Raw genomic sequence first — 17,721 nt, forward strand, 5'->3', positions numbered from 1 at the left:
TAATAATCTTGAGTATAAAATTAATCGCCATCGACCTTGATGGCACCCTTTTAAATGACAACAAACAACTTACAGAAGCAAATATCGCGGCCATCAACGCTGCTTCTAAAATCGGGATTAACGTCGTCCTTTGTACCGGACGTCCCATTACAGGAATTCAACGTTACCTCACCCAACTAGACCTTACTAACGAAAAGGAATATGCCGTCACTTATAATGGAGCACTCGCTCAAACTCTGACTGGCGAAACCCTCATTAAACACACACTTTCCTTTGAAGACTATCTCACTGCTGAAGCATTTAGCCGTAAAATTGGTGTGCATTTCCACGTAGATGGTAAAAATCACATTTACACTGCCAATAAGAATATCAGCACTTATACGGTAGGTGAAAGTTTTCTAGTTGAAATGGGTCTTCGCTATCGCGCCGTTAATGAAATGGACCCTAACTTAGAAATGCCCAAGGTAATGTTCATTGATGATCCTAAAGTTTTAAGTAAAGCGCGCGACCAGATTTTTGCTAAGTTCCAAGACAACTTTAGCGTCGTTCAAAGTGAACCATACTTTATTGAACTTATGCCCCAAAACGTTAGCAAAGGTAATGCTGTAACTGAGTTAGCTGCACGTCTTAACCTTACTTTAGACCAAGTCATGGCAATTGGTGATCAAGGTAATGACCTTTCCATGATTAAAGCTGCCGGAACTGGTGTAGCAATGGAAAATGCAATTGATGAAGTTAAACAAAATGCACAATTCATTACGGCCAATAATAACGAAAGTGGCGTTGCCAAAGCCATTCAAAAATTTGTACTAGAAAAATGAAACTAGGATCGCATTAACAATTAGAATCAAAGCATAGCTTAGTATTAAACGAGTAAATGGGGTGAACCGCATGGGCTCGTTTTTTTGTGCAGCAATTTCTTTTGCCCGCTCAGTTTTAGACTGGACAGCTTTATGCTCAATTTTTTCAACAAATTCACTGTTTTTTCGATTGCCATTTAATTTCCATCCACTAAATAAGTGAGCGTTGAATAAAATTGCTAAAATTCCCCATAATAGTAAAAGCATCCCTAAAATAAAATAAATATTACTTACGATGTAGGTTCCTTTAAAAATTAATCCCCCTACTACCAAAATAATAAAAATAACTGCTTCGGTGCTTAATTTATTTAATAGATTAAATACTTTCATAGTCTTACCTCTTCAGTCTGGTATTGCTTACTACTATAGCGTCTTTTTTTACTAATTAAAACTTTATTCCTCATTCGTAACTTTGAAATCGTTCTCAATCAATGTATAATAATGACACAAAGGAATGATTATATGAATAATACGAACTACTTAAGTATCGCCATCAGTGCATCTTTTATTCGTTACGCACTATTTGACGAAAGTGGCAGTCTTAAAGTAAAAAAACAAGTTCCAACGCCAACCGATAGCGTTGAAAATTTTCTAAAACAAATTTATGAAATTGTTACTGACCATCTTAAATCGATTTATGGAATCGGACTTAGTGTTCCTGGCCAAGTCGACCCAAAAGATGGCGTAATTTATCAGGGGGGCTCGTTGCCCATGCTCCACGGACTCAGCCTTGGAAAAATCCTTGCCACTCGCTACGAATTACCGGTGTCGATGGAAAGTACTGGTTTTTGTGTTACTTTAGCTTCTCAATGGAATGGTAATTTAAAGGGTGTCACTAACGGAGCAACCATCGCCCTTGATGATGGTGTAAGTTCTGGCTTAGTTTTAAATCACCAGATTTTTTCTGGTTCCCACTTACAAGCGGGCGGAATTGGCATGATTATTGCCAATCCAACGGTTGAAAATCATCAACCTGAAGATATCATGTTCAACGCCTGTTCTGCCTCAAAAATGATTAACACCATCGGCAGTGCGTTAGAGTTATCTGATCCCAATGACGATATCAAAGTATTTAAGGCAATTGAAAATGGAGATGCTAACGCTCGCGAAATGTTTAACGCATATTGTCGAAATGTAGCTTATATGATTGTGAATACGCAGGCCGTTCTTGATCTTAATAAGTACGTCATTAGTGGACGAATTAGTAATCAGAGTATTCTCGTTCCTGAAATTAATCACCAAATTCAAATTATTCGAGAAACGATTCCGGTCCTCAAAGAAATGCTGGAAATGCCGGTAATTGAAACTTCGATTTTTAAACAGGATACTGACCTTTTCGGTGCATTTTATAATGCTTTGGATCACTTGGACTTTATGCAACCTACAGATAACAAAGCGGAATAAAAAGGAGTTACGGCCTAAGCCATAACTCCTTTTTATTTTGTTCTATAAACTATGCCACCGCACGTTGGTTAACAGTATGAGCCAAGAACGCTAAGCGGATAATAGCTAAGTTCAAGGCTTCTTCTAGACCTGAACTAACCCGTAAGTATTTACTTACACATGTATCCACCTGTTGGTATAGCTTAGTTTCTTTTAATTCTTCGTCACTAGCATCGTTGTATTGAATATACTTTTGATCAAGTTCTTCTTGTTCAATTACATCAGGAAAATCCGTCTGTGTTCCTGGTCCATCATAGTAATCGACAAAATTATTATTTGTATTAATTCCCAAACAAAACTCTCGCTTAGGTATTCTCAACAATTCAAAACCCAGTCCGGTATGATTGTCCGTGCTAATTACTACACCTTCATCGTCGTTAAGCGGCAAGAATACATAGTAATCGTGACGATTATGATCACTCACACTATAATCAATGCCGTTTAAACCTTTGATCTTAGTGATGTAGCTGTTTTCGTTGATTTTGATTGTTTTATCTTCTTCGATCACTTTTGATAAAACATCATATTTAAAAATCATTTTTCTTCCTCCAAAAAATAACCATAAATACTGGAACAGAAGAAATTATACTCCCTGCAATCAAAAAAGCAACAGTTGTAATCTTACTGTAAAATTACTGGAATTATTTTGATTCATTTTGGTCGATATAAATCGCCATTGCGAATTTCAACAAGGTTAAATTGACCTTTTGTTCATCTCCATCGCTGTAGCCCAGATAAACACTAATATAACGATCCGCCATTTGATATTCATTACTCTGGATAATTTCTTCATCAGTAGCATTACGATATTTTTTAGTTAAATCCTCGATAACTGGTCCTGTAAAGAGATCTAGAAAATCAGTTTGATTTCCAACTCCGTCTTCAATATCAATGACGCCCTTTTCTGTATTCACTTCGAAATAAAACTCACTTAAGGGGATCTCAAAAACCGTAAAGCCATCAAAGGTGTTACCATCGGAATAAAAAACAATGCCTTTTCCTGGGTTTAATTCTAAGAAAGCATAGTAATCTCTTTCATTTCTCAATTCTGAAATGAAGGTGATTGCATCGATTTGATCACTATCCATTTTTTTAATTTGACTCTGATCATTAATGATAATCGGTTTCCCGGTATCAATTACATTCTTTAGAACGTTATAAGTAAAAATCATCACTCTACCCCCAACGCATTTACTTTCTATACCTCGATTATATCGTGTTCACGCTCTTTTAGCATTTTCTACGGCTCAGCACGTTTTCTCAATTGTCGTACAACTTGAACGTATGAATAAACTAATACTAAATTTGAACCTAACCAAGCCAATGGGTTAGCGGTACATGCTCCCCAAAATCCAAAAGCCGGAACCACAAAGAGTCCCACTAACATCCTTGAAATCAATTCGGCTACCCCAGCCATCGTTGGGGCCACACTCTTTCCGAATCCTTGTAAGGTATATCGGATGATGAACAAGATTGCTAGCAAGAAATAACTCGCACTAACGATCACAAAATATTCATGCGCCAAGTTGGTGATATGTTGTTCTGAATTTCCAATAAATAGATTAACCAGTACGCGACTATTCAAAATAATTAAAGCACCCACAATAAAACTGTAAGCGACCGAAGTGATCAACGTTTGACGAATACCTTTCAAAATACGTTTAAATTTTTTGGCCCCATAATTTTGAGCCGTAAAGGTTGCCATTGTGATCCCCAGTGACATCATTGGCTGCGTTGCTAGCTGATCGACTTTTCCAGCAGCAGTATAAGCAGCAATTGCTGATGATCCAAGATGGTTCAAAGAAATTTGTAGGATAATTGACCCAATCGCGATAATGGACGCCTGGAACCCCATTGGTAATCCAATCTTGATTTGTTCACGAACCAATTTCATATTTGTTTTAATTTCTTTTACTTCAAGCGATAAAACCGGAACGTGAGACTTAATATAGAACCAGCATAGAAAGCATGAGATTAATTGGGCCGTAACCGTAGCAATTCCGGCTCCAGCAACTCCCATGTGTAAAAAGACAATCAAAATAATATCCAATACCACGTTGATAATACAGGCGATTACCAAAAATACGAGTGGCAAACGACTATTTCCCAACGCACGTAACATATTGGAGAAAAGGTTAAAAAACATAGTTGCAAGCACACCACCAAAAATGATCGTCAAAAAGGTCGTGGCACCGTCAATAATGTTAGCTGGGGTTTGCATCATTTCTAGCAACGGTCTAGCCGCCAGTACACTAACTACCGTCAGCATTAAGGCGAATACGCCACAAATCCAAATACTCGTAGCAAAACTTTGCTTAACTGCTTTAACATCCCCAGCCCCATAGTGCTGAGCCGTAATAATCGATAACCCCGTTGTCATCCCTTGCGCAAATCCAATAATCAAAAAAGTAAGTCCATTGGTTGCCCCGACAGAAGCCAATGCTTGTACACCGACTACTCGACCAACAATCAAGGTATCAGAAAGCGTATAAATCTGTTGGAAAATATTTCCCAAAAGAAGTGGGATACTGAACAAAATAATGCCCTTGATGGGACTTCCCTTAGTTAAAATACTATCCATGTAAATCCTCCGTTTTTTATTAAATAAAAGATATAAAATTATTTAAGATGTGAATTCCAATACTACATTTAATATCACGGGTACGCATGTAGGTAACCGCTAAAATTGCGCCCATGATTGCATAAATAGGAAAATTAATTCCTGTATCGTGCAATGCACCAAAGATAACTGCATTAACGATCACTCCGATTACTTTTATTACTGGTTGATCAGTTTGGAAAAATAATTCAAAGAAAATCCCCCTAAAAATGAGCTCTTCCATGACTGGAGCCACCAACACGCCATCGATGAATGTCCAAATTGGTAGTTTTTCAAATAGTTTTTCGATTGCTAATTGGTTAGCAGAAATATTAACTTTAAATTGATTGGTATACCAGATTTGAAAAAGCATAAAAATCATCCAAACTAGAACCATTAACAGCAATGTTTGAGTTCGCACCCTTTTTGGTGGTAAATCCCCATAAATACTATGATTTTTTTTAATTTTATATCGATAAAATTGCCAGAAAAAGACGATAACTGCTATGGCAATCGCAATATAGACGATTATTAGAAAAAATAAAAAGAGATGGTGGTTTTGTGTATATGCTGCTACTAGTTGTGGAATAGAAACCAATTGATCCATTCCAAATAGTAATACTAAAAATAGGCAGTTCTTCAACACTTGTAACGCTCTCATTAAGTACTCCTTTTTAAGATACCAACTTTATTTTAAAGATAGCATTTTATCCATAAAATACAATCACTAAAAACTCGCAAACGTGATTTTTATTAAGATGCACTTAATTATTGGTATATTTTATAATTCCTTAACCTTTCCATGGTATTCTGAAAAAGTAAAGAAAGGTGATGCTTGATGATTATTAACGATAAAAAAATGGACCAGTACCTTGAAGTTCAATTAATTGGCCATAAAGATAACAAAATCAAAGCCAAAACCAGCGCTGGACAATACATATTTGTTTATCCTACCACCGAACAAACTAACGATCCTTTATTTTGGAAAAGTTTAAAAGATATTATTAATAATAAAATGTGGCTTCCAATTACTAAACAATTTCATCAATTGATAGCTAGTGATTGGCTTGTACCAAGTATTCAAATTTAATCCGATATTAAACCAAGAAGCTGTGACAAATGCTAGGATTTAATCCCCTTCATTTGATTCACAGCTTCTTTTTATTTAACAATCTCTAATAAATCAGTTGGTGTTTTTAAAATATATTCTGCTTCAGAGAAATCATTCGCTGGGATTGCTCCCCATCCAGCATTGGCAAAATCGACTCCAGCGGCATGCGCTGATTGCATATCAAATAGCGAATCACCTACATAAATCACATCCGCTCGATTTAGCTTAGGGAAATACTTCTGCATACCAAATTCAATTGGATCAGCATGAGGTTTATGCTTTTTCGTATCATCTGAAAGCACGACTTTTTCAATTGCTCTAATCTTAGGAAAACTACGCATTTCATCATCAAAAACTCGTCTAAGCTTAGAAGTTACAATTCCATATTCGATTCCTAATTCTCTTAAACCAGCAAACATTTCATCAATTCCATCATATTCCTTAATTAAATCAACTTCTTGATTAATCCGTTCGTTAAAAATATCAATTGTCTTGGCTGGATTCGATGAACCTAACTCGCGTGCCATATCAATTCCTGGAAGACCCATTAATTCAACAATTGCTTGCGGGGTGACTTCTACGCCATCTTGGTTTAAAGCATATGTTAATGCTGCCACAGATGCATCTTCAGTTTTTAAAAGGGTGTTATCTAAATCAAATAAAGCAACTTTATACTTAGTCATAATATCCTCCAAAAATCTTATTAGTATTTGCCACCTATATTACGCCCCCTTGCCCAATATAAAAAGAAGAAAATCCTCATTTGGGACTTTCTCCTTAAAATAAAACATTTTTGTTACTAATTTGTTATATAAGCATACTTGTAGTTCCATTGGGTACCCGCTGTGTTGTGAATAACGCCTTTTACTTTAGGATTTTTCAAGTATGAATATACAGTTTGATAAAGTGGTGAAACAGCTTGTTCTTTCATCACAATTTGTTCTGCCTTAATCATATCTTGCCAGCGTTTCTCAGCATTATTAGCATCTTCATTTTGGGCTTTTTTCACAAGGCTATTATATTCCGTGTTGTCCCATTTGCCATAATTATATGCACTATTTTTTTGTAAAATTTGAAGATGTGAAATTGGATCATTAAAGTCAGCTCCCCAATGTCCAACTAAAATATCAAATTCTCCACTTTGAGATCTCGAATATGCTACTTGCGATGGCACGTTAACAATGTGAATTTGTAATCCAGGTAATGTCTTTTCCAAGGACTGTGCATAAAATTCAGCATAATTTTTGCTGTTCCCCTCATTATCTGAAGTTAAATTAAGTTTCAAATTCTTTACTCCAATTTCTTGAAGCCCTTTTTCCCAGTACTGCTTGGCCTGTTTTTGATTGTACTCGATGGTACCGTCTAAATATGCGTCATCAGCAAAGTCCTTTCCCGTTTTTGGATTATTAGCTAAATCCGTGGGAACGAGGCCCTTACTTGGTGTTGAAGCATCCCCAATGATTTTTTCAATCAACTGCTTCCGATTGATTGAATAGGCGATAGCCTTACGAATATTTACATTGTTAAAGGCTTTACGTTTGGTTTTATCTGCATCATTAAAATTATATTGTAAGAAAGTGGTAATGGAATATGGAAAGGTGGTGTAATCTTTATTATTTTTATAGTTTTTAACTTGTTCACTGGAAAGCTGTGTATAATCTAGCTTCCCGGATTGGTATAAATTCAACTTAGTTTGTGGGTTTTCCACCACTCTAAATTTAATTTGATCCAATTTAACAACTTTTTTATCCCAATATTGTGGATTTTTAACGAAACTCCAAGTATCGTTCGTTCCTGTCCAGCCTTTTACTTTAAAAGGCCCTGAATAAACCGTATATTGCGCCTTTGTTCCATATTTATCACCATATTTTTCAACAGCCTTTTGGCTAATTGGTGAAAATAGTGGATAACTCATTAAAACTTTAAAATATTGAATAGGTTGATCCAAATGTACAACGAAAGTTTGATCATCTTTAGCCTCGACCCCTAGCTTAGAGGGATCCATCTTACCTGCATTAATTTGGTCGGCATTTTTAATCCCTTCAAATAAGTAAGCATACAAAGCTTTAGTCTTAGGATTAATCGTTCTTTGCCATGAATAGACAAAGTCATGAGCTGTAATTTTACTACCATCACTAAATTTAGCATTTTTGCGAATCTTGAAAGTCCACGTCAATCCATCTTTAGAAACTTTAGCCTCGCTGGCCAAACCTGGGGTTGTCTTACCATTTTTCCCTAGGCGATATAGACTTTCAAATACATTTCCAGTTTGTCCATAACCATTGGCTTTAGATACATCCAGCGTGTCCAAGGGAGCATCAGCTGCTAAATTCATGGTTTGTTCAGCAGCATAGCCACCTTTTTTAGCTCCACAACCCGCCAATACCACCAATGATACTAAAATAACCGAAAGAAACCCGATCCACTTTTTATTTTTCATTTTCTACTCCTTTAATTTTAATCACATCAACTTGGAAACACCCTACAATCGCTACATTCAGATTCCATATCATCACGTCCTTAACAAACAAAAAACCGGCTAACTACACCGCAGTGTAATTAACCGGTTCAACTAATCCCAATTGGTTCGTTGAATAATTCCGCTATTTACGCCTGCCAAATAACATGTGGTCTTTTAGACAACATGCGCAAGCTTCAACTACTGATTTAGTATTCGTAAATAGCATAGAATTACTCCTTGTTTTATTTTCAATTATTAGAATACCCTATTCACTTATTTTTTGTCAATTCAAATGGCTTAACTTCTAAATAGTTGTATAATTACATGTAAACGTTTCAACTATGAAACTACGGTAAATTTAATTATTGTGCTATCATAGCTGTAATTAATAAATGAGGTGGACAACACGATGAAAATAGCATTAATAGGGGCTGGTCCACGTAATTTAATGGCCTTTGAACGTTTAGTTTATTGGGCATTAGATCGCAAATGGGCAGATGAAGTTAAAATACTCATATTTGACCCATTTGGAATAGGTGGACGAGTTTGGAACCCTAACCAAAATCATGAACTGAAAATGAACTCTCTGGCTTCCAAAATAACTTTATTTACGGATGATTCAATTCAAATGGAAGGCAATCCTCATTTAGGTCCAACTCTTTTTGAATGGGCAACAACTCTTGGAAAAGATTTTATTGAAAATAATAATTTTAAGCGCCAAAAACTTTTATTAGAAGAGATTGATCATTTAACTAAATACTCTTATAGCTCTCGGGCTCTATTTGGTATTTATCAACAATGGTTCTTTCAACATGTTGAAAAACGCATGCCTAGTAATTTTAGTATCGAAATTCACTCAAATTTGATCCATAACGTCAAATTTGACAATGAAAAGTACATCTTGCTTACAGATGAGTTAGCATACCAAGTAGATGCTATTTCAGCCGCTCTGGGCGAAGGGATGGATGAACCAAGTGACGCAGAAAAAGAGGCTCAAGCATTTGCTGAAGCACATCATTTAAAATACGTTCCCGTTCGCTATCCCGCCGAAGTTGATGTTGATGACATTGCGCCTACTGATCAGGTTATCATTCGCGGCTTAGGCTTAAGCTTTATTGATTACCTGTCCGAACTAACCGAACGTCGTGGTGGTGTTTTTCAGCGTGATGAACGGGGTTCGTTAATTTATACACGTTCTGGCGACGAACCAACGATCTACGCTAGCTCTCGTCGAGGACTTCCTTACCATGCTCGTGGTTTAGACCAGAAAAAAGTTGGAGAGACTTATCCACGTTATTTTCTATCAGACGCGTATGTTAATAACTTGGTGCTTAAAAATCAATCAATTACAGGATCAGAATTTATTAAGCGTATTACGTTAGACGTCGAATTAACTTACTACGTTACTTTAGCTAAGCTACTATACCCTGATATTAACCCCGTTGAATTTGAAAAAGAATTGGCTACGGCTTCTAATGGATTCAAAAAAATTCTAGATAAATACAATGTTAGCGCTAAAGATCGCGTGGATTGGTCAGCTTGGGAGAATCCAATTCCTACCAGTGTTACTGACACTGCTTCCTTTACCACTTTTATAAAAACTTATCTCCAACAAGATATTGATATTGCTAATGAAGGTAACAAAGTTTCTCCTTTCACGAGCGCTGTTGAAAAATTACGCGAATTACGTTCCAACATTCGTAAAATCGTCACCTACGAATTACTAAGTGACGATGATTACGTGAAATATATTTTAAAGTACTTTAACGCATTAAATAGCTTTTTAGCGGTGGGACCGCCTGCGTTCAGAATTGAGCAAATTTTAGCCCTAATTAAGGCAGGTGTGCTCACTTTAACCGGTCCAGGTATGGTCGTTGAAAATGAAGATGACCATTTTGTAACTTATTCATCCGTATTGAGTGATCATCAACGTTATTCTGGGAATGTTTTAATCGAAGGACGGTTACCACAGCCTAGTGCTGAAACAACTCAAAATCCTTTAATTAAAAATTTGCTTGCTAATAAAATGGCTCGCATTTACTCTTTGTATTTGAGCGACGGAACTTTATTTAAGACCGGTGCTTTAGATGTCACTACCGAAACGGCTGAACTAGTTACTCCCAACGGTAAAATCATGCCTAATTTCTTTTTGTGGGGGCTTCCTACTGAAAAACGGCATTGGCTGACTAATGGTGCCCCAATTCCTGGTGTAAATGATGTTCGCTTACGTATGGCTGATATGATTGCCGCTAGGATTGTAAAATCTGCTAAATAACGCATTTAAAAAGTATAAAAAACAAGCGATAATAAAAAGTTTGGTTGAATCTAAAATTCAGACCACCTTTTGTTATCGCTTGTTTTTATTTCAAAAATTAATATTGTCCACCATGTACTTCAGCAACGTTGGTAGTTAAAATAAATGCCTGGGGATCGATTTCACGAATCCGACCGATTATACGGTGATATTCGGAGTTTTCTACTACAAGCATCAACATGCGCTTGTTATCCCCCGAAAAGCCACCTTGTACATCTAAGCTAGTATAGCTTTGATCGAGAGACTCCGAGATAATTTCTTCAACCTCGGCTAAGTGACTACTCATAATATAGACACTTTTTTTACGATCGATACCTGTCTCAATATAGTTCATTACTAATAAAGTAATTACCGATGAGAATAAAGCTAAAATAAATGCTTCAATTCCGGAACTAAAGATATTCATCACACAAACCATTGTATCAATTACCAACAAGCTGACAGATGGCTTAAAATTGAAGTATTTCTTCAAAATTAGTGGAGGTACCGTTGTCCCACCACTAGATGCATCGATTTGATATAAGAGCGCTACTCCAAGTGCGTATAAAGCACCACCAACAATAACTGCTAAGGTTCGATCTGACACTAAACTAATACTAGGAGTAATCGCCATACAGACCGGTAATAGTAAACTACCCACTGTAATTCTTGCAGTAGTTTCTTTTCCCAAAGTAAAGTACGACGCAAGTAACATGGCAATGTTAATAACAAATACAATTAAAGCACGATTCCAACCTAGGGCATCTTCTAAAAGAATTGAGATACCGGTGGCTCCACCAGCCGCAACATTGTGAGGAGCGTAGAACATATTGATACTTATTGCTAGCACCTCTAGTGCAACCAACATTACCGCAAATTGCATAATTAACTTAAATCCTTTTTCTTTCATACATTCCTCCGTTTCACTGACTTCCTTCTAAAAAAAGGAGGTAAGCCAAATTAAGACTTAACCTCCTTTTATTATAACTAAAATTTAACCGTTATTCTTGATATACGAATTTAAATCATCTGGAGCTAAATTTTGCCACGATTTGGCATAAAACTGATTGTTCATTTTGTATGATGGGATTTCTTGTTCGCCATCAACGAAAGCCTTAACCTTTTTATCGAAAGCGTACCAACCATTCCAACCCAAATGAATTGTATCTTGCATAAAGTAGGGTTGTGAACCTTGATTAGATAAATCAGCAATGTGGTCAAATCCTTGACTCTTTAATTGATACTTAATCTTCTTATTGAAGCCTTTCAGCATCGATTGTGATAAACCAGCATAATTTGCCCACTTTTGATTAATTGGTGGTATTACAAATAATACATCAGTTTTATCAGCAGCAAATTGATTTAAAACCAATTGGAAATCTGCGAACTCTGGGGACTTAGTGTAGTCATAATTTCTTTCAAATCCTTTAAACTTACCCAATTTATCTTTCAGTCGATGACTATAGAAGGAATTTTTGATTCCAAAATCATTATTTGATGTTTGTTGCTTGGCCTGTTTGATAATCGCTTGGCGAATTAAATCTCCCGATTCACTATTTGGTAGAGCTTGCAGCTGGCGATTAATTTTCTTTTGATTATCATCTTTCAGTTTCAAACTAGAGAAAAGTTGATCTTCGTGAGCTAACAAACGTTTGTAATAACTAATATTTCGTTGAGTACTTGCTGATAATTTTTGCCCTTGCGCTACTTGACGAAGAGCTTTGTTAATCATTCCATTACCATTATCAGTGTTTTGTTCCATCTTTAATAAGCGATGGGCAGCGTACCGATCAGTTCTTGTACCATGCTGCTTTTGTAAAAAGTTAACAGCTTGCAGTTGTGAGAAATAAAATGAAAATGCTTGAGGATTAGCCCCTTTTTTGACAAACCATTGAGGAGAAATCACAAATACGGCCTTCCCATTTTTAAGCTGGTGATTGATTCCTTGCATCTGGAAATAATGCGTTAAAGATTGCGTCCCAGCTGCTCCCATTAAGAATGGACGGAAATCCCAATTATACTTTTCTGCCATAACTGAGGGATGCGTCAAATCAAAGCGTGAAAATTCTGACGATCCGAAAAATGGTACATAATATGGATCTGATAAGGCGGCTCGCTTAACTGCATCGCCCTTTAAAATATTTGGTGACAATGATGTCGCGGCTTGCTTCTCAATTGTTGGACTGATTCGGTTTATTTTGAATGGGGAAAATAAAAGCCCAATCAAAACAACTGATGCGACTAGCAATGGACCAAATATCATCCAAAGTTTTTTACCCACGATTACTGCATTGCCTCTACTTTAGCGATAATTTTATTTGGTGTATCCCATTCACTGCGCTCAAATTCTGAAACTGGGGCCATAATTCCCAATTCTGTTTGGAGTTGGAGTAATAGTTGCACCGTACCCATTGAATCTAACAAGCCTGTTTCAAAAAGGTTTTCATCCATACTATTACTTACATCTGAACCTGTAAGATCTGCCAAAATGTTTAAAACTGTTTCTTTTGTATTCATAATTAATTATTCTCCTTTATTTTTAGTGGAACCATAATGTGTCTAAAAATCCTGAAAATACGAGGAACGTGAAACAAACAAAGTTAAACGTAATAAAAATCGCCAAGTATTCAGTAAATTTATTATGTGGGAATCGATCCGGATTCTTTTTCTTCAAGTTTAGCCACCAGTCATTAATAACTAAGGCTACCCCATGAATTAGACCGTAAACAATGTAATACCATTTCTCACCGTGCCAAAAACCCATTAATAACATGTTTAAGACATAGGTGATATTGGCAGTTGTTTTAGGATTCTTAAATATTTTATGCTTCATGAAAAAGAATACTAATCGCATATATACATAATCTCTAAACCAAAATGAAAGTGTCATATGCCATCTATTCCAAAATTCTTTAATATTTTTAGATTTAAATGGTTGATTGAAGTTCATTGGTGTTTCAATTCCCATGAAATAACTAGTTGCTACAGCGAACAAACTGTAACCAGCAAAATCAAAGAAAAGATAGAAACTATATACGTACATTACTCCTACCAGCCCCCACGACAGACCAGTCGATTGCACAGCTAAATGCTGTACCTTTGGAAGTAAAATTGTCCCAAAGAGATATGCCAACATAAATTTGTAGACAAACCCTAAGAATACGTAATGTAAGGCTTTTTCCAACATATTTAAATACTTTTCGCGGTCCGGAACGCTCTCGTAATCTTTTCTAAAACGACGATAACGATCAATAGGACCGGATGAAATTGATGGGAAGAAGGCCATAAATTGTAAAAAGAACCACGGATTGTAATCCTTTAACACTCCATCGCGAATTTCCATAACGGTTTGTACAGCTTTAAAGGTCAGGTAACTAATCCCCAAGAATCCAATAATCGATGGAGTCCCCGACATCAATGGCGTTAATTTCACGACCACTAGTGGTGATATCGCAAGAAGAACCGCAATAACGAACACCCACGTGTCGTTTTTCTTTTTACGATATACGTTATAAAGTGAAACTAAAATCACTTCAAAAATTAAAAATCCAACTAGTGCAACGCCTTGCTCCCACTTAGGTCCTCCAAAGGATAAGAGAATGAATCCGATTGATACTAATAGTTCGTACCAACGAAATCTCTTGCCCCAAAGGATTCCTACAACAATGGGAATAAATGCCACAGCTAGCATGCCAAAATACATTGGATTTTCATATGGTGTTAATGAAAGCATTAGGCATTAACCTCAGCAATAACAGATTTAATATCGATTTTTCCGTTGGCCGTTTGCGGTAAACTTTCAACAAATACAAAGCGATTTGGAACAGCATATTCCATCATGTTATCCTTCAAACTATCTTTAATCGCAACTGTTAATTGAATTTGAGAATCGAACTCATTTTTTTCAGGAACAACATAGGCCACTAATTGAGCCACCTTTTGGTCTTTCCCATATTTAGGAACTGCCACTCCAGCCTGAATTAATGGATCGTTATTTAAGTAATGGTTAACCTCTTCAAGTTCGATTCGGTAACCATGCAGTTTAATTTGGAAATCAGTCCGTCCATGATAATAAAGCATTCCAGTATCATCAATCTTAACTAAATCACCAGTTTTATAGGCACGTTGACCTTCATATTCAAAAAAGGCTTCGTCCGTTTTTTCCGGATTATTGAGATAACCTTTGGAAACACTTGGTCCTGATAGAACTAATTCTCCTTCAGCACCAGCATTGGCCATTCTTCCATTATCATCAAGGATAAATCCCAGAGTATCTTCTTTTAAATATCCAATTGGTAGACGATCATATTGTTTAAGTACCTCATCTGTAATTTCGATTGCACTAACTGCGACGGTCGCTTCTGTAGGCCCGTACGTATTAAAGATTTTTGCATCTGGAAAACGTAGTTTAAGAGCTTGCGCAGTAGCGTGTGTTAATTCTTCACCACAGAACAAGAATCGGCTCAATGCTGGTAGATGTTCTGCATCAAAAGTCGGTTGCAACAAACAGATATCCATGAAGGATGGTGTTGAAACCCACACATTTAAGCCCAAAGTGGGTAATATTTCAAATAATTTTTTGAAATCATCCGTAACTTGCTTGGGCACCGCTTTGATTGTTCCACCCATAACTAATGTGGGATATAAATCCATTACGGATAGGTCAAATGAGTAAGGTGGCTGTGATAACGTCACTGGACGTTCAGGTAAACCTAGATTGCCAATTTCCCAATTCACAAAACTTAAAAGATTATTGTGACTGATTTGTACTCCCTTAGGCTTACCAGTTGTCCCAGACGTGAAAATAATATAATAATTATCATCTTTAGTGACGAAACTATTAGGTGTTACATTTTTATTTGCATTAAAAACATCGTTTAATTCTTGTCCTTCTAGAACTGGTAGATCACCCAAATTTACAGGCAAATCTTCAACCGCGATACACATCCCAGGATTAGCAATTTCATTAATCATTGTTAATCGTTCTGCTGGTGAGTGGCGATCAATTGGGACATAAGCGTGTCCACTTTTTACAACCCCTAAAAAAGCTGCAATCATATCAAAGGTTTGAGCACCATAAACCATAATTGGCGCATCTTCTTCCAACCCTTGCGTTAAAATATATGCAGCTAAGCTATCTGAATAAGCTTTTAATTCTCCATATGTGTTCTTAGTACCTAGATAATCATAAGCAATCCAATCTGGATGTTTAACTGCGATTGAATCAATTTGCTCAATCACGTTAATTACTTTCCCCATAATTAATTAAATCCCCCGTTTAAAATTCGTTATAGATAAATGTTCCGCCAGTCATTCCGCTGTAATCGTACAAGTACAACAAGACGACTAAAACTGCAAAGTAAAAAACAGTTCGCGTAATAAATTTTACTGAATCATGTTGCCATAAATCTTTAAAAAAATTCAGCATCACAATCCCCCCTGCTAATTTTCACTAATTTGATAGTGAATTTATAAAAATCTAATTGCGTTACGTAAAAGTATGCCATTTTTTTCGTTCTTTGTAAAACTCCTGTAATATAACGGGCTAAAAAAATTCATATTTATCACATAAAGTTCATATAGTTTTTAAGAAGTGTTCCCATCAATACAGCATTTTCGACACTTATTTTAAAAAAGTTTAAAAAAAGCTAAAAATTAGAAATACCGCTGTCTCCAGCGGTACTAAATAATTTCTAGCTTTTATGTGTTATTTAAGTTTGTATGCAATCGTTGCTACCAGGATTGCTTTAAGTATATCTCCTGGGATTAAAAGGCTATTGAGTGCTACAGCTCTGATTAGTGGAATGTGCATATTAACAGCAAAGCCCATGCTACCAAACAAATCGATAATTAAGACAGCTACAATCGCAATTTTTGCAAATAGCAAGAACCATTCATGGCGATGCTTCTTCGACCACCAAGCTAATAAAACGGCCCCAATCCAATATCCTAGGAGATATCCTCCAGTCGGTCCGATAAAAACGGCCATCCCACCTCGAAGTCCAGTCAAAATGGGTAGTCCTATTAACGCCAACAATAAAAATACTCCCGTTGTTAAAAATGCTTCAAACGGCGATAACAATAACCCAATTAATAGAATCCCAATGTTTTGAACTGTCAACGGTACTGGAATTATACCAATCGGAATCGCTGGAATTAATCCCAAAACAATGACTATAGCTAATAGCAATGCCATACGTGTTAATCTTTGAGCTTCGATGTGCATTAAATTTCACCCCACTAAACTAATGAGGTTATATTATACCATTTTAATTTGAAGCTCTTCTGATAATCGGAATTAATCTAAAATATACCAATCCAATTGCAATTCCAACGATAATCCCTTTTAACAAATTAAAAGGTACCACACCATAAAGAACCATATTTAAGGTCGAAACATTAATTTGGAAACTTGCTAACTTCATATATAAGGGCAATAGAATGAATAAATTTATCACACTCATAAATACCGTCATCAAAACCGAACCGATTAAGACCCCCTTAATCAAGGCCCCCACTTCTTTTTTATGCGTGCTACCTTGAACCGCTTTAATTGCGTAGTAAATCGGTAAGATATATGACAAAGCTGCCAACCAGTTAGCAAATGCACCCAATGCACCTGCTGGATTACTATCTCGAAGGATTATATCCATCAGTCCGGCTAAACCAGCTGTCACCATCCCCCAGACTGGCCCAAATAATACCGTCCCAATTAAAACTGGGACATCCGCGAAATCAATCTTTAGGAACGAAAATCCGGGTAAAATTGGAAAATCAATGAAAATCAAAACAAACGAGATAGCTGCTAGCATAGCGACTACAACCATTTTATTAACTTTAGAAACACTCATCATACTGCCTCCTTGGATTTAGGAGCACCTTCTTGGTTTATTTACACAAAAAACACCAATGCAACTGGGGCATTGGTGTTTAGACTGTTTTATTATTACGTTA

Annotated in this window: 19 protein-coding genes; 4 read left to right on the forward strand and 15 right to left on the reverse strand. The window is 36.4% G+C overall.

The window, feature by feature from the left end:
- Positions 1-8 precede the first annotated feature (8 nt).
- Positions 9-821 (forward strand): sugar-phosphatase, encoded by an 813-nt coding sequence (gene yidA / locus PEPE_RS07650; RefSeq protein WP_011673734.1) that lies wholly within the window; start codon positions 9-11, stop codon positions 819-821.
- Here yidA and PEPE_RS07655 read toward each other — a convergent pair.
- Positions 810-1,190: a DUF3899 domain-containing protein gene (locus tag PEPE_RS07655; RefSeq protein WP_011673735.1), complete on the reverse strand. Its 381-nt coding sequence runs from the start codon at positions 1,188-1,190 to the stop codon at positions 810-812. The two genes, yidA and PEPE_RS07655, sit on opposite strands and share 12 nt — an antisense overlap.
- Before the next feature lie 132 nt (positions 1,191-1,322).
- Between PEPE_RS07655 and PEPE_RS07660 the strand changes: the two genes are divergently transcribed.
- Positions 1,323-2,264: an ROK family protein gene (locus PEPE_RS07660; protein WP_011673736.1), complete on the forward strand. Its 942-nt coding sequence runs from the start codon at positions 1,323-1,325 to the stop codon at positions 2,262-2,264.
- 49 nt (positions 2,265-2,313) lie between these two features.
- Here PEPE_RS07660 and PEPE_RS07665 read toward each other — a convergent pair whose 3' ends face one another.
- From PEPE_RS07665 to PEPE_RS07680, 4 genes are all read right to left on the reverse strand, one after another.
- Positions 2,314-2,841, reverse strand: a complete 528-nt coding sequence (locus PEPE_RS07665) for a hypothetical protein (RefSeq protein ID WP_002832994.1) — start codon at positions 2,839-2,841, stop codon at positions 2,314-2,316.
- 103 nt (positions 2,842-2,944) lie between these two features.
- Positions 2,945-3,475, reverse strand: coding sequence for a hypothetical protein (locus PEPE_RS07670; RefSeq protein WP_011673737.1), 531 nt, complete (start codon positions 3,473-3,475; stop codon positions 2,945-2,947).
- Between the two features lie 68 nt (positions 3,476-3,543).
- Positions 3,544-4,884: an MATE family efflux transporter gene (locus PEPE_RS07675; RefSeq protein ID WP_011673738.1), complete on the reverse strand. Its 1,341-nt coding sequence runs from the start codon at positions 4,882-4,884 to the stop codon at positions 3,544-3,546.
- A 19-nt stretch (positions 4,885-4,903) separates the two neighbouring features.
- Positions 4,904-5,563 carry a CPBP family intramembrane glutamic endopeptidase gene (locus PEPE_RS07680; RefSeq protein ID WP_011673739.1) on the reverse strand — a complete coding sequence of 220 codons (660 nt, stop codon included), beginning with the start codon at positions 5,561-5,563 and terminating at the stop codon, positions 4,904-4,906.
- A 177-nt stretch (positions 5,564-5,740) separates the two neighbouring features.
- Between PEPE_RS07680 and PEPE_RS07685 the strand changes: the two genes are divergently transcribed.
- On the forward strand, positions 5,741-5,992 hold the full coding sequence (locus PEPE_RS07685) for a hypothetical protein (RefSeq protein ID WP_002832990.1): 252 nt from the start codon (positions 5,741-5,743) through the stop codon (positions 5,990-5,992).
- 71 nt (positions 5,993-6,063) lie between these two features.
- On the opposite strand, the gene PEPE_RS07690 is transcribed toward PEPE_RS07685, so the two are convergent.
- Entirely contained in the window at positions 6,064-6,696 is a 633-nt protein-coding gene (locus PEPE_RS07690) for an HAD family hydrolase (protein ID WP_002832988.1), read from the reverse strand.
- A gap of 116 nt (positions 6,697-6,812) precedes the next feature.
- Positions 6,813-8,453 carry a peptide ABC transporter substrate-binding protein gene (locus PEPE_RS07695; protein WP_002832987.1) on the reverse strand — a complete coding sequence of 547 codons (1,641 nt, stop codon included), beginning with the start codon at positions 8,451-8,453 and terminating at the stop codon, positions 6,813-6,815.
- Between the two features lie 430 nt (positions 8,454-8,883).
- Here PEPE_RS07695 and PEPE_RS07700 point away from each other — a divergent pair, with 430 nt between their 5' ends.
- Positions 8,884-10,749, forward strand: a complete 1,866-nt coding sequence (locus tag PEPE_RS07700; RefSeq protein ID WP_011673740.1) for an FAD/NAD(P)-binding protein — start codon at positions 8,884-8,886, stop codon at positions 10,747-10,749.
- Positions 10,750-10,846: 97 nt separating this feature from the next.
- Here the strand turns inward: PEPE_RS07700 and PEPE_RS07705 are convergent, their stop codons facing one another.
- The 8 genes from PEPE_RS07705 to PEPE_RS07740 all read right to left on the reverse strand — a co-directional run bounded on the left by PEPE_RS07705 (position 10,847) and on the right by PEPE_RS07740 (position 17,621).
- Complete coding sequence (locus tag PEPE_RS07705; RefSeq protein WP_011673741.1) at positions 10,847-11,677, reverse strand: YitT family protein; 831 nt, start codon at positions 11,675-11,677, stop codon at positions 10,847-10,849.
- Between the two features lie 84 nt (positions 11,678-11,761).
- A complete protein-coding gene (gene dltD / locus PEPE_RS07710; protein ID WP_002832984.1) occupies positions 11,762-13,048 on the reverse strand; it encodes a D-alanyl-lipoteichoic acid biosynthesis protein DltD in 1,287 nt (428 codons plus the stop codon).
- A 2-nt stretch (positions 13,049-13,050) separates the two neighbouring features.
- Entirely contained in the window at positions 13,051-13,284 is a 234-nt protein-coding gene (dltC, locus tag PEPE_RS07715) for a D-alanine--poly(phosphoribitol) ligase subunit DltC (protein WP_002832982.1), read from the reverse strand.
- Positions 13,285-13,306: 22 nt separating this feature from the next.
- Positions 13,307-14,500 (reverse strand): D-alanyl-lipoteichoic acid biosynthesis protein DltB, encoded by a 1,194-nt coding sequence (gene dltB / locus PEPE_RS07720; RefSeq protein WP_002832981.1) that lies wholly within the window; start codon positions 14,498-14,500, stop codon positions 13,307-13,309.
- Positions 14,500-16,026, reverse strand: coding sequence for a D-alanine--poly(phosphoribitol) ligase subunit DltA (dltA, locus tag PEPE_RS07725; protein WP_011673742.1), 1,527 nt, complete (start codon positions 16,024-16,026; stop codon positions 14,500-14,502). The genes dltB and dltA overlap by 1 nt, the downstream gene beginning before the upstream one ends.
- Before the next feature lie 19 nt (positions 16,027-16,045).
- Positions 16,046-16,195 (reverse strand): teichoic acid D-Ala incorporation-associated protein DltX, encoded by a 150-nt coding sequence (locus PEPE_RS07730; protein WP_011673743.1) that lies wholly within the window; start codon positions 16,193-16,195, stop codon positions 16,046-16,048.
- Positions 16,196-16,474: 279 nt separating this feature from the next.
- Complete coding sequence (locus PEPE_RS07735; protein WP_011673744.1) at positions 16,475-16,993, reverse strand: biotin transporter BioY; 519 nt, start codon at positions 16,991-16,993, stop codon at positions 16,475-16,477.
- Between the two features lie 43 nt (positions 16,994-17,036).
- A complete protein-coding gene (locus PEPE_RS07740) occupies positions 17,037-17,621 on the reverse strand; it encodes an ECF transporter S component (RefSeq protein WP_229564428.1) in 585 nt (194 codons plus the stop codon).
- Positions 17,622-17,721: the final 100 nt, after the last annotated feature.

Origin of the sequence: Pediococcus pentosaceus ATCC 25745, assembly GCF_000014505.1 — a bacterium.
In the GTDB taxonomy this organism is placed as follows: domain Bacteria; phylum Bacillota; class Bacilli; order Lactobacillales; family Lactobacillaceae; genus Pediococcus; species Pediococcus pentosaceus.

What these genes read in the sequence shown, in the direction of transcription:
- PEPE_RS07680 (WP_011673739.1), bottom strand. Translation starts at nt 5,563, where the DNA reads ATGAGAGCGTTACAAGTGTTGAAGAACTGCCTATTTTTAGTATTACTA.
- PEPE_RS07690 (WP_002832988.1), bottom strand. Translation starts at nt 6,696, where the DNA reads ATGACTAAGTATAAAGTTGCTTTATTTGATTTAGATAACACCCTTTTA.
- PEPE_RS07685 (WP_002832990.1), top strand. Translation starts at nt 5,741, where the DNA reads ATGATTATTAACGATAAAAAAATGGACCAGTACCTTGAAGTTCAATTA.
- PEPE_RS07735 (WP_011673744.1), bottom strand. Translation starts at nt 16,993, where the DNA reads ATGCACATCGAAGCTCAAAGATTAACACGTATGGCATTGCTATTAGCT.
- PEPE_RS07665 (WP_002832994.1), bottom strand. Translation starts at nt 2,841, where the DNA reads ATGATTTTTAAATATGATGTTTTATCAAAAGTGATCGAAGAAGATAAA.
- PEPE_RS07700 (WP_011673740.1), top strand. Translation starts at nt 8,884, where the DNA reads ATGAAAATAGCATTAATAGGGGCTGGTCCACGTAATTTAATGGCCTTT.
- PEPE_RS07740 (WP_229564428.1), bottom strand. Translation starts at nt 17,621, where the DNA reads ATGATGAGTGTTTCTAAAGTTAATAAAATGGTTGTAGTCGCTATGCTA.
- PEPE_RS07655 (WP_011673735.1), bottom strand. Translation starts at nt 1,190, where the DNA reads ATGAAAGTATTTAATCTATTAAATAAATTAAGCACCGAAGCAGTTATT.
- PEPE_RS07705 (WP_011673741.1), bottom strand. Translation starts at nt 11,677, where the DNA reads ATGAAAGAAAAAGGATTTAAGTTAATTATGCAATTTGCGGTAATGTTG.
- dltC (WP_002832982.1), bottom strand. Translation starts at nt 13,284, where the DNA reads ATGAATACAAAAGAAACAGTTTTAAACATTTTGGCAGATCTTACAGGT.
- PEPE_RS07670 (WP_011673737.1), bottom strand. Translation starts at nt 3,475, where the DNA reads ATGATTTTTACTTATAACGTTCTAAAGAATGTAATTGATACCGGGAAA.
- PEPE_RS07660 (WP_011673736.1), top strand. Translation starts at nt 1,323, where the DNA reads ATGAATAATACGAACTACTTAAGTATCGCCATCAGTGCATCTTTTATT.
- dltB (WP_002832981.1), bottom strand. Translation starts at nt 14,500, where the DNA reads ATGCTTTCATTAACACCATATGAAAATCCAATGTATTTTGGCATGCTA.
- dltA (WP_011673742.1), bottom strand. Translation starts at nt 16,026, where the DNA reads ATGGGGAAAGTAATTAACGTGATTGAGCAAATTGATTCAATCGCAGTT.
- PEPE_RS07675 (WP_011673738.1), bottom strand. Translation starts at nt 4,884, where the DNA reads ATGGATAGTATTTTAACTAAGGGAAGTCCCATCAAGGGCATTATTTTG.
- PEPE_RS07695 (WP_002832987.1), bottom strand. Translation starts at nt 8,453, where the DNA reads ATGAAAAATAAAAAGTGGATCGGGTTTCTTTCGGTTATTTTAGTATCA.
- PEPE_RS07730 (WP_011673743.1), bottom strand. Translation starts at nt 16,195, where the DNA reads ATGCTGAATTTTTTTAAAGATTTATGGCAACATGATTCAGTAAAATTT.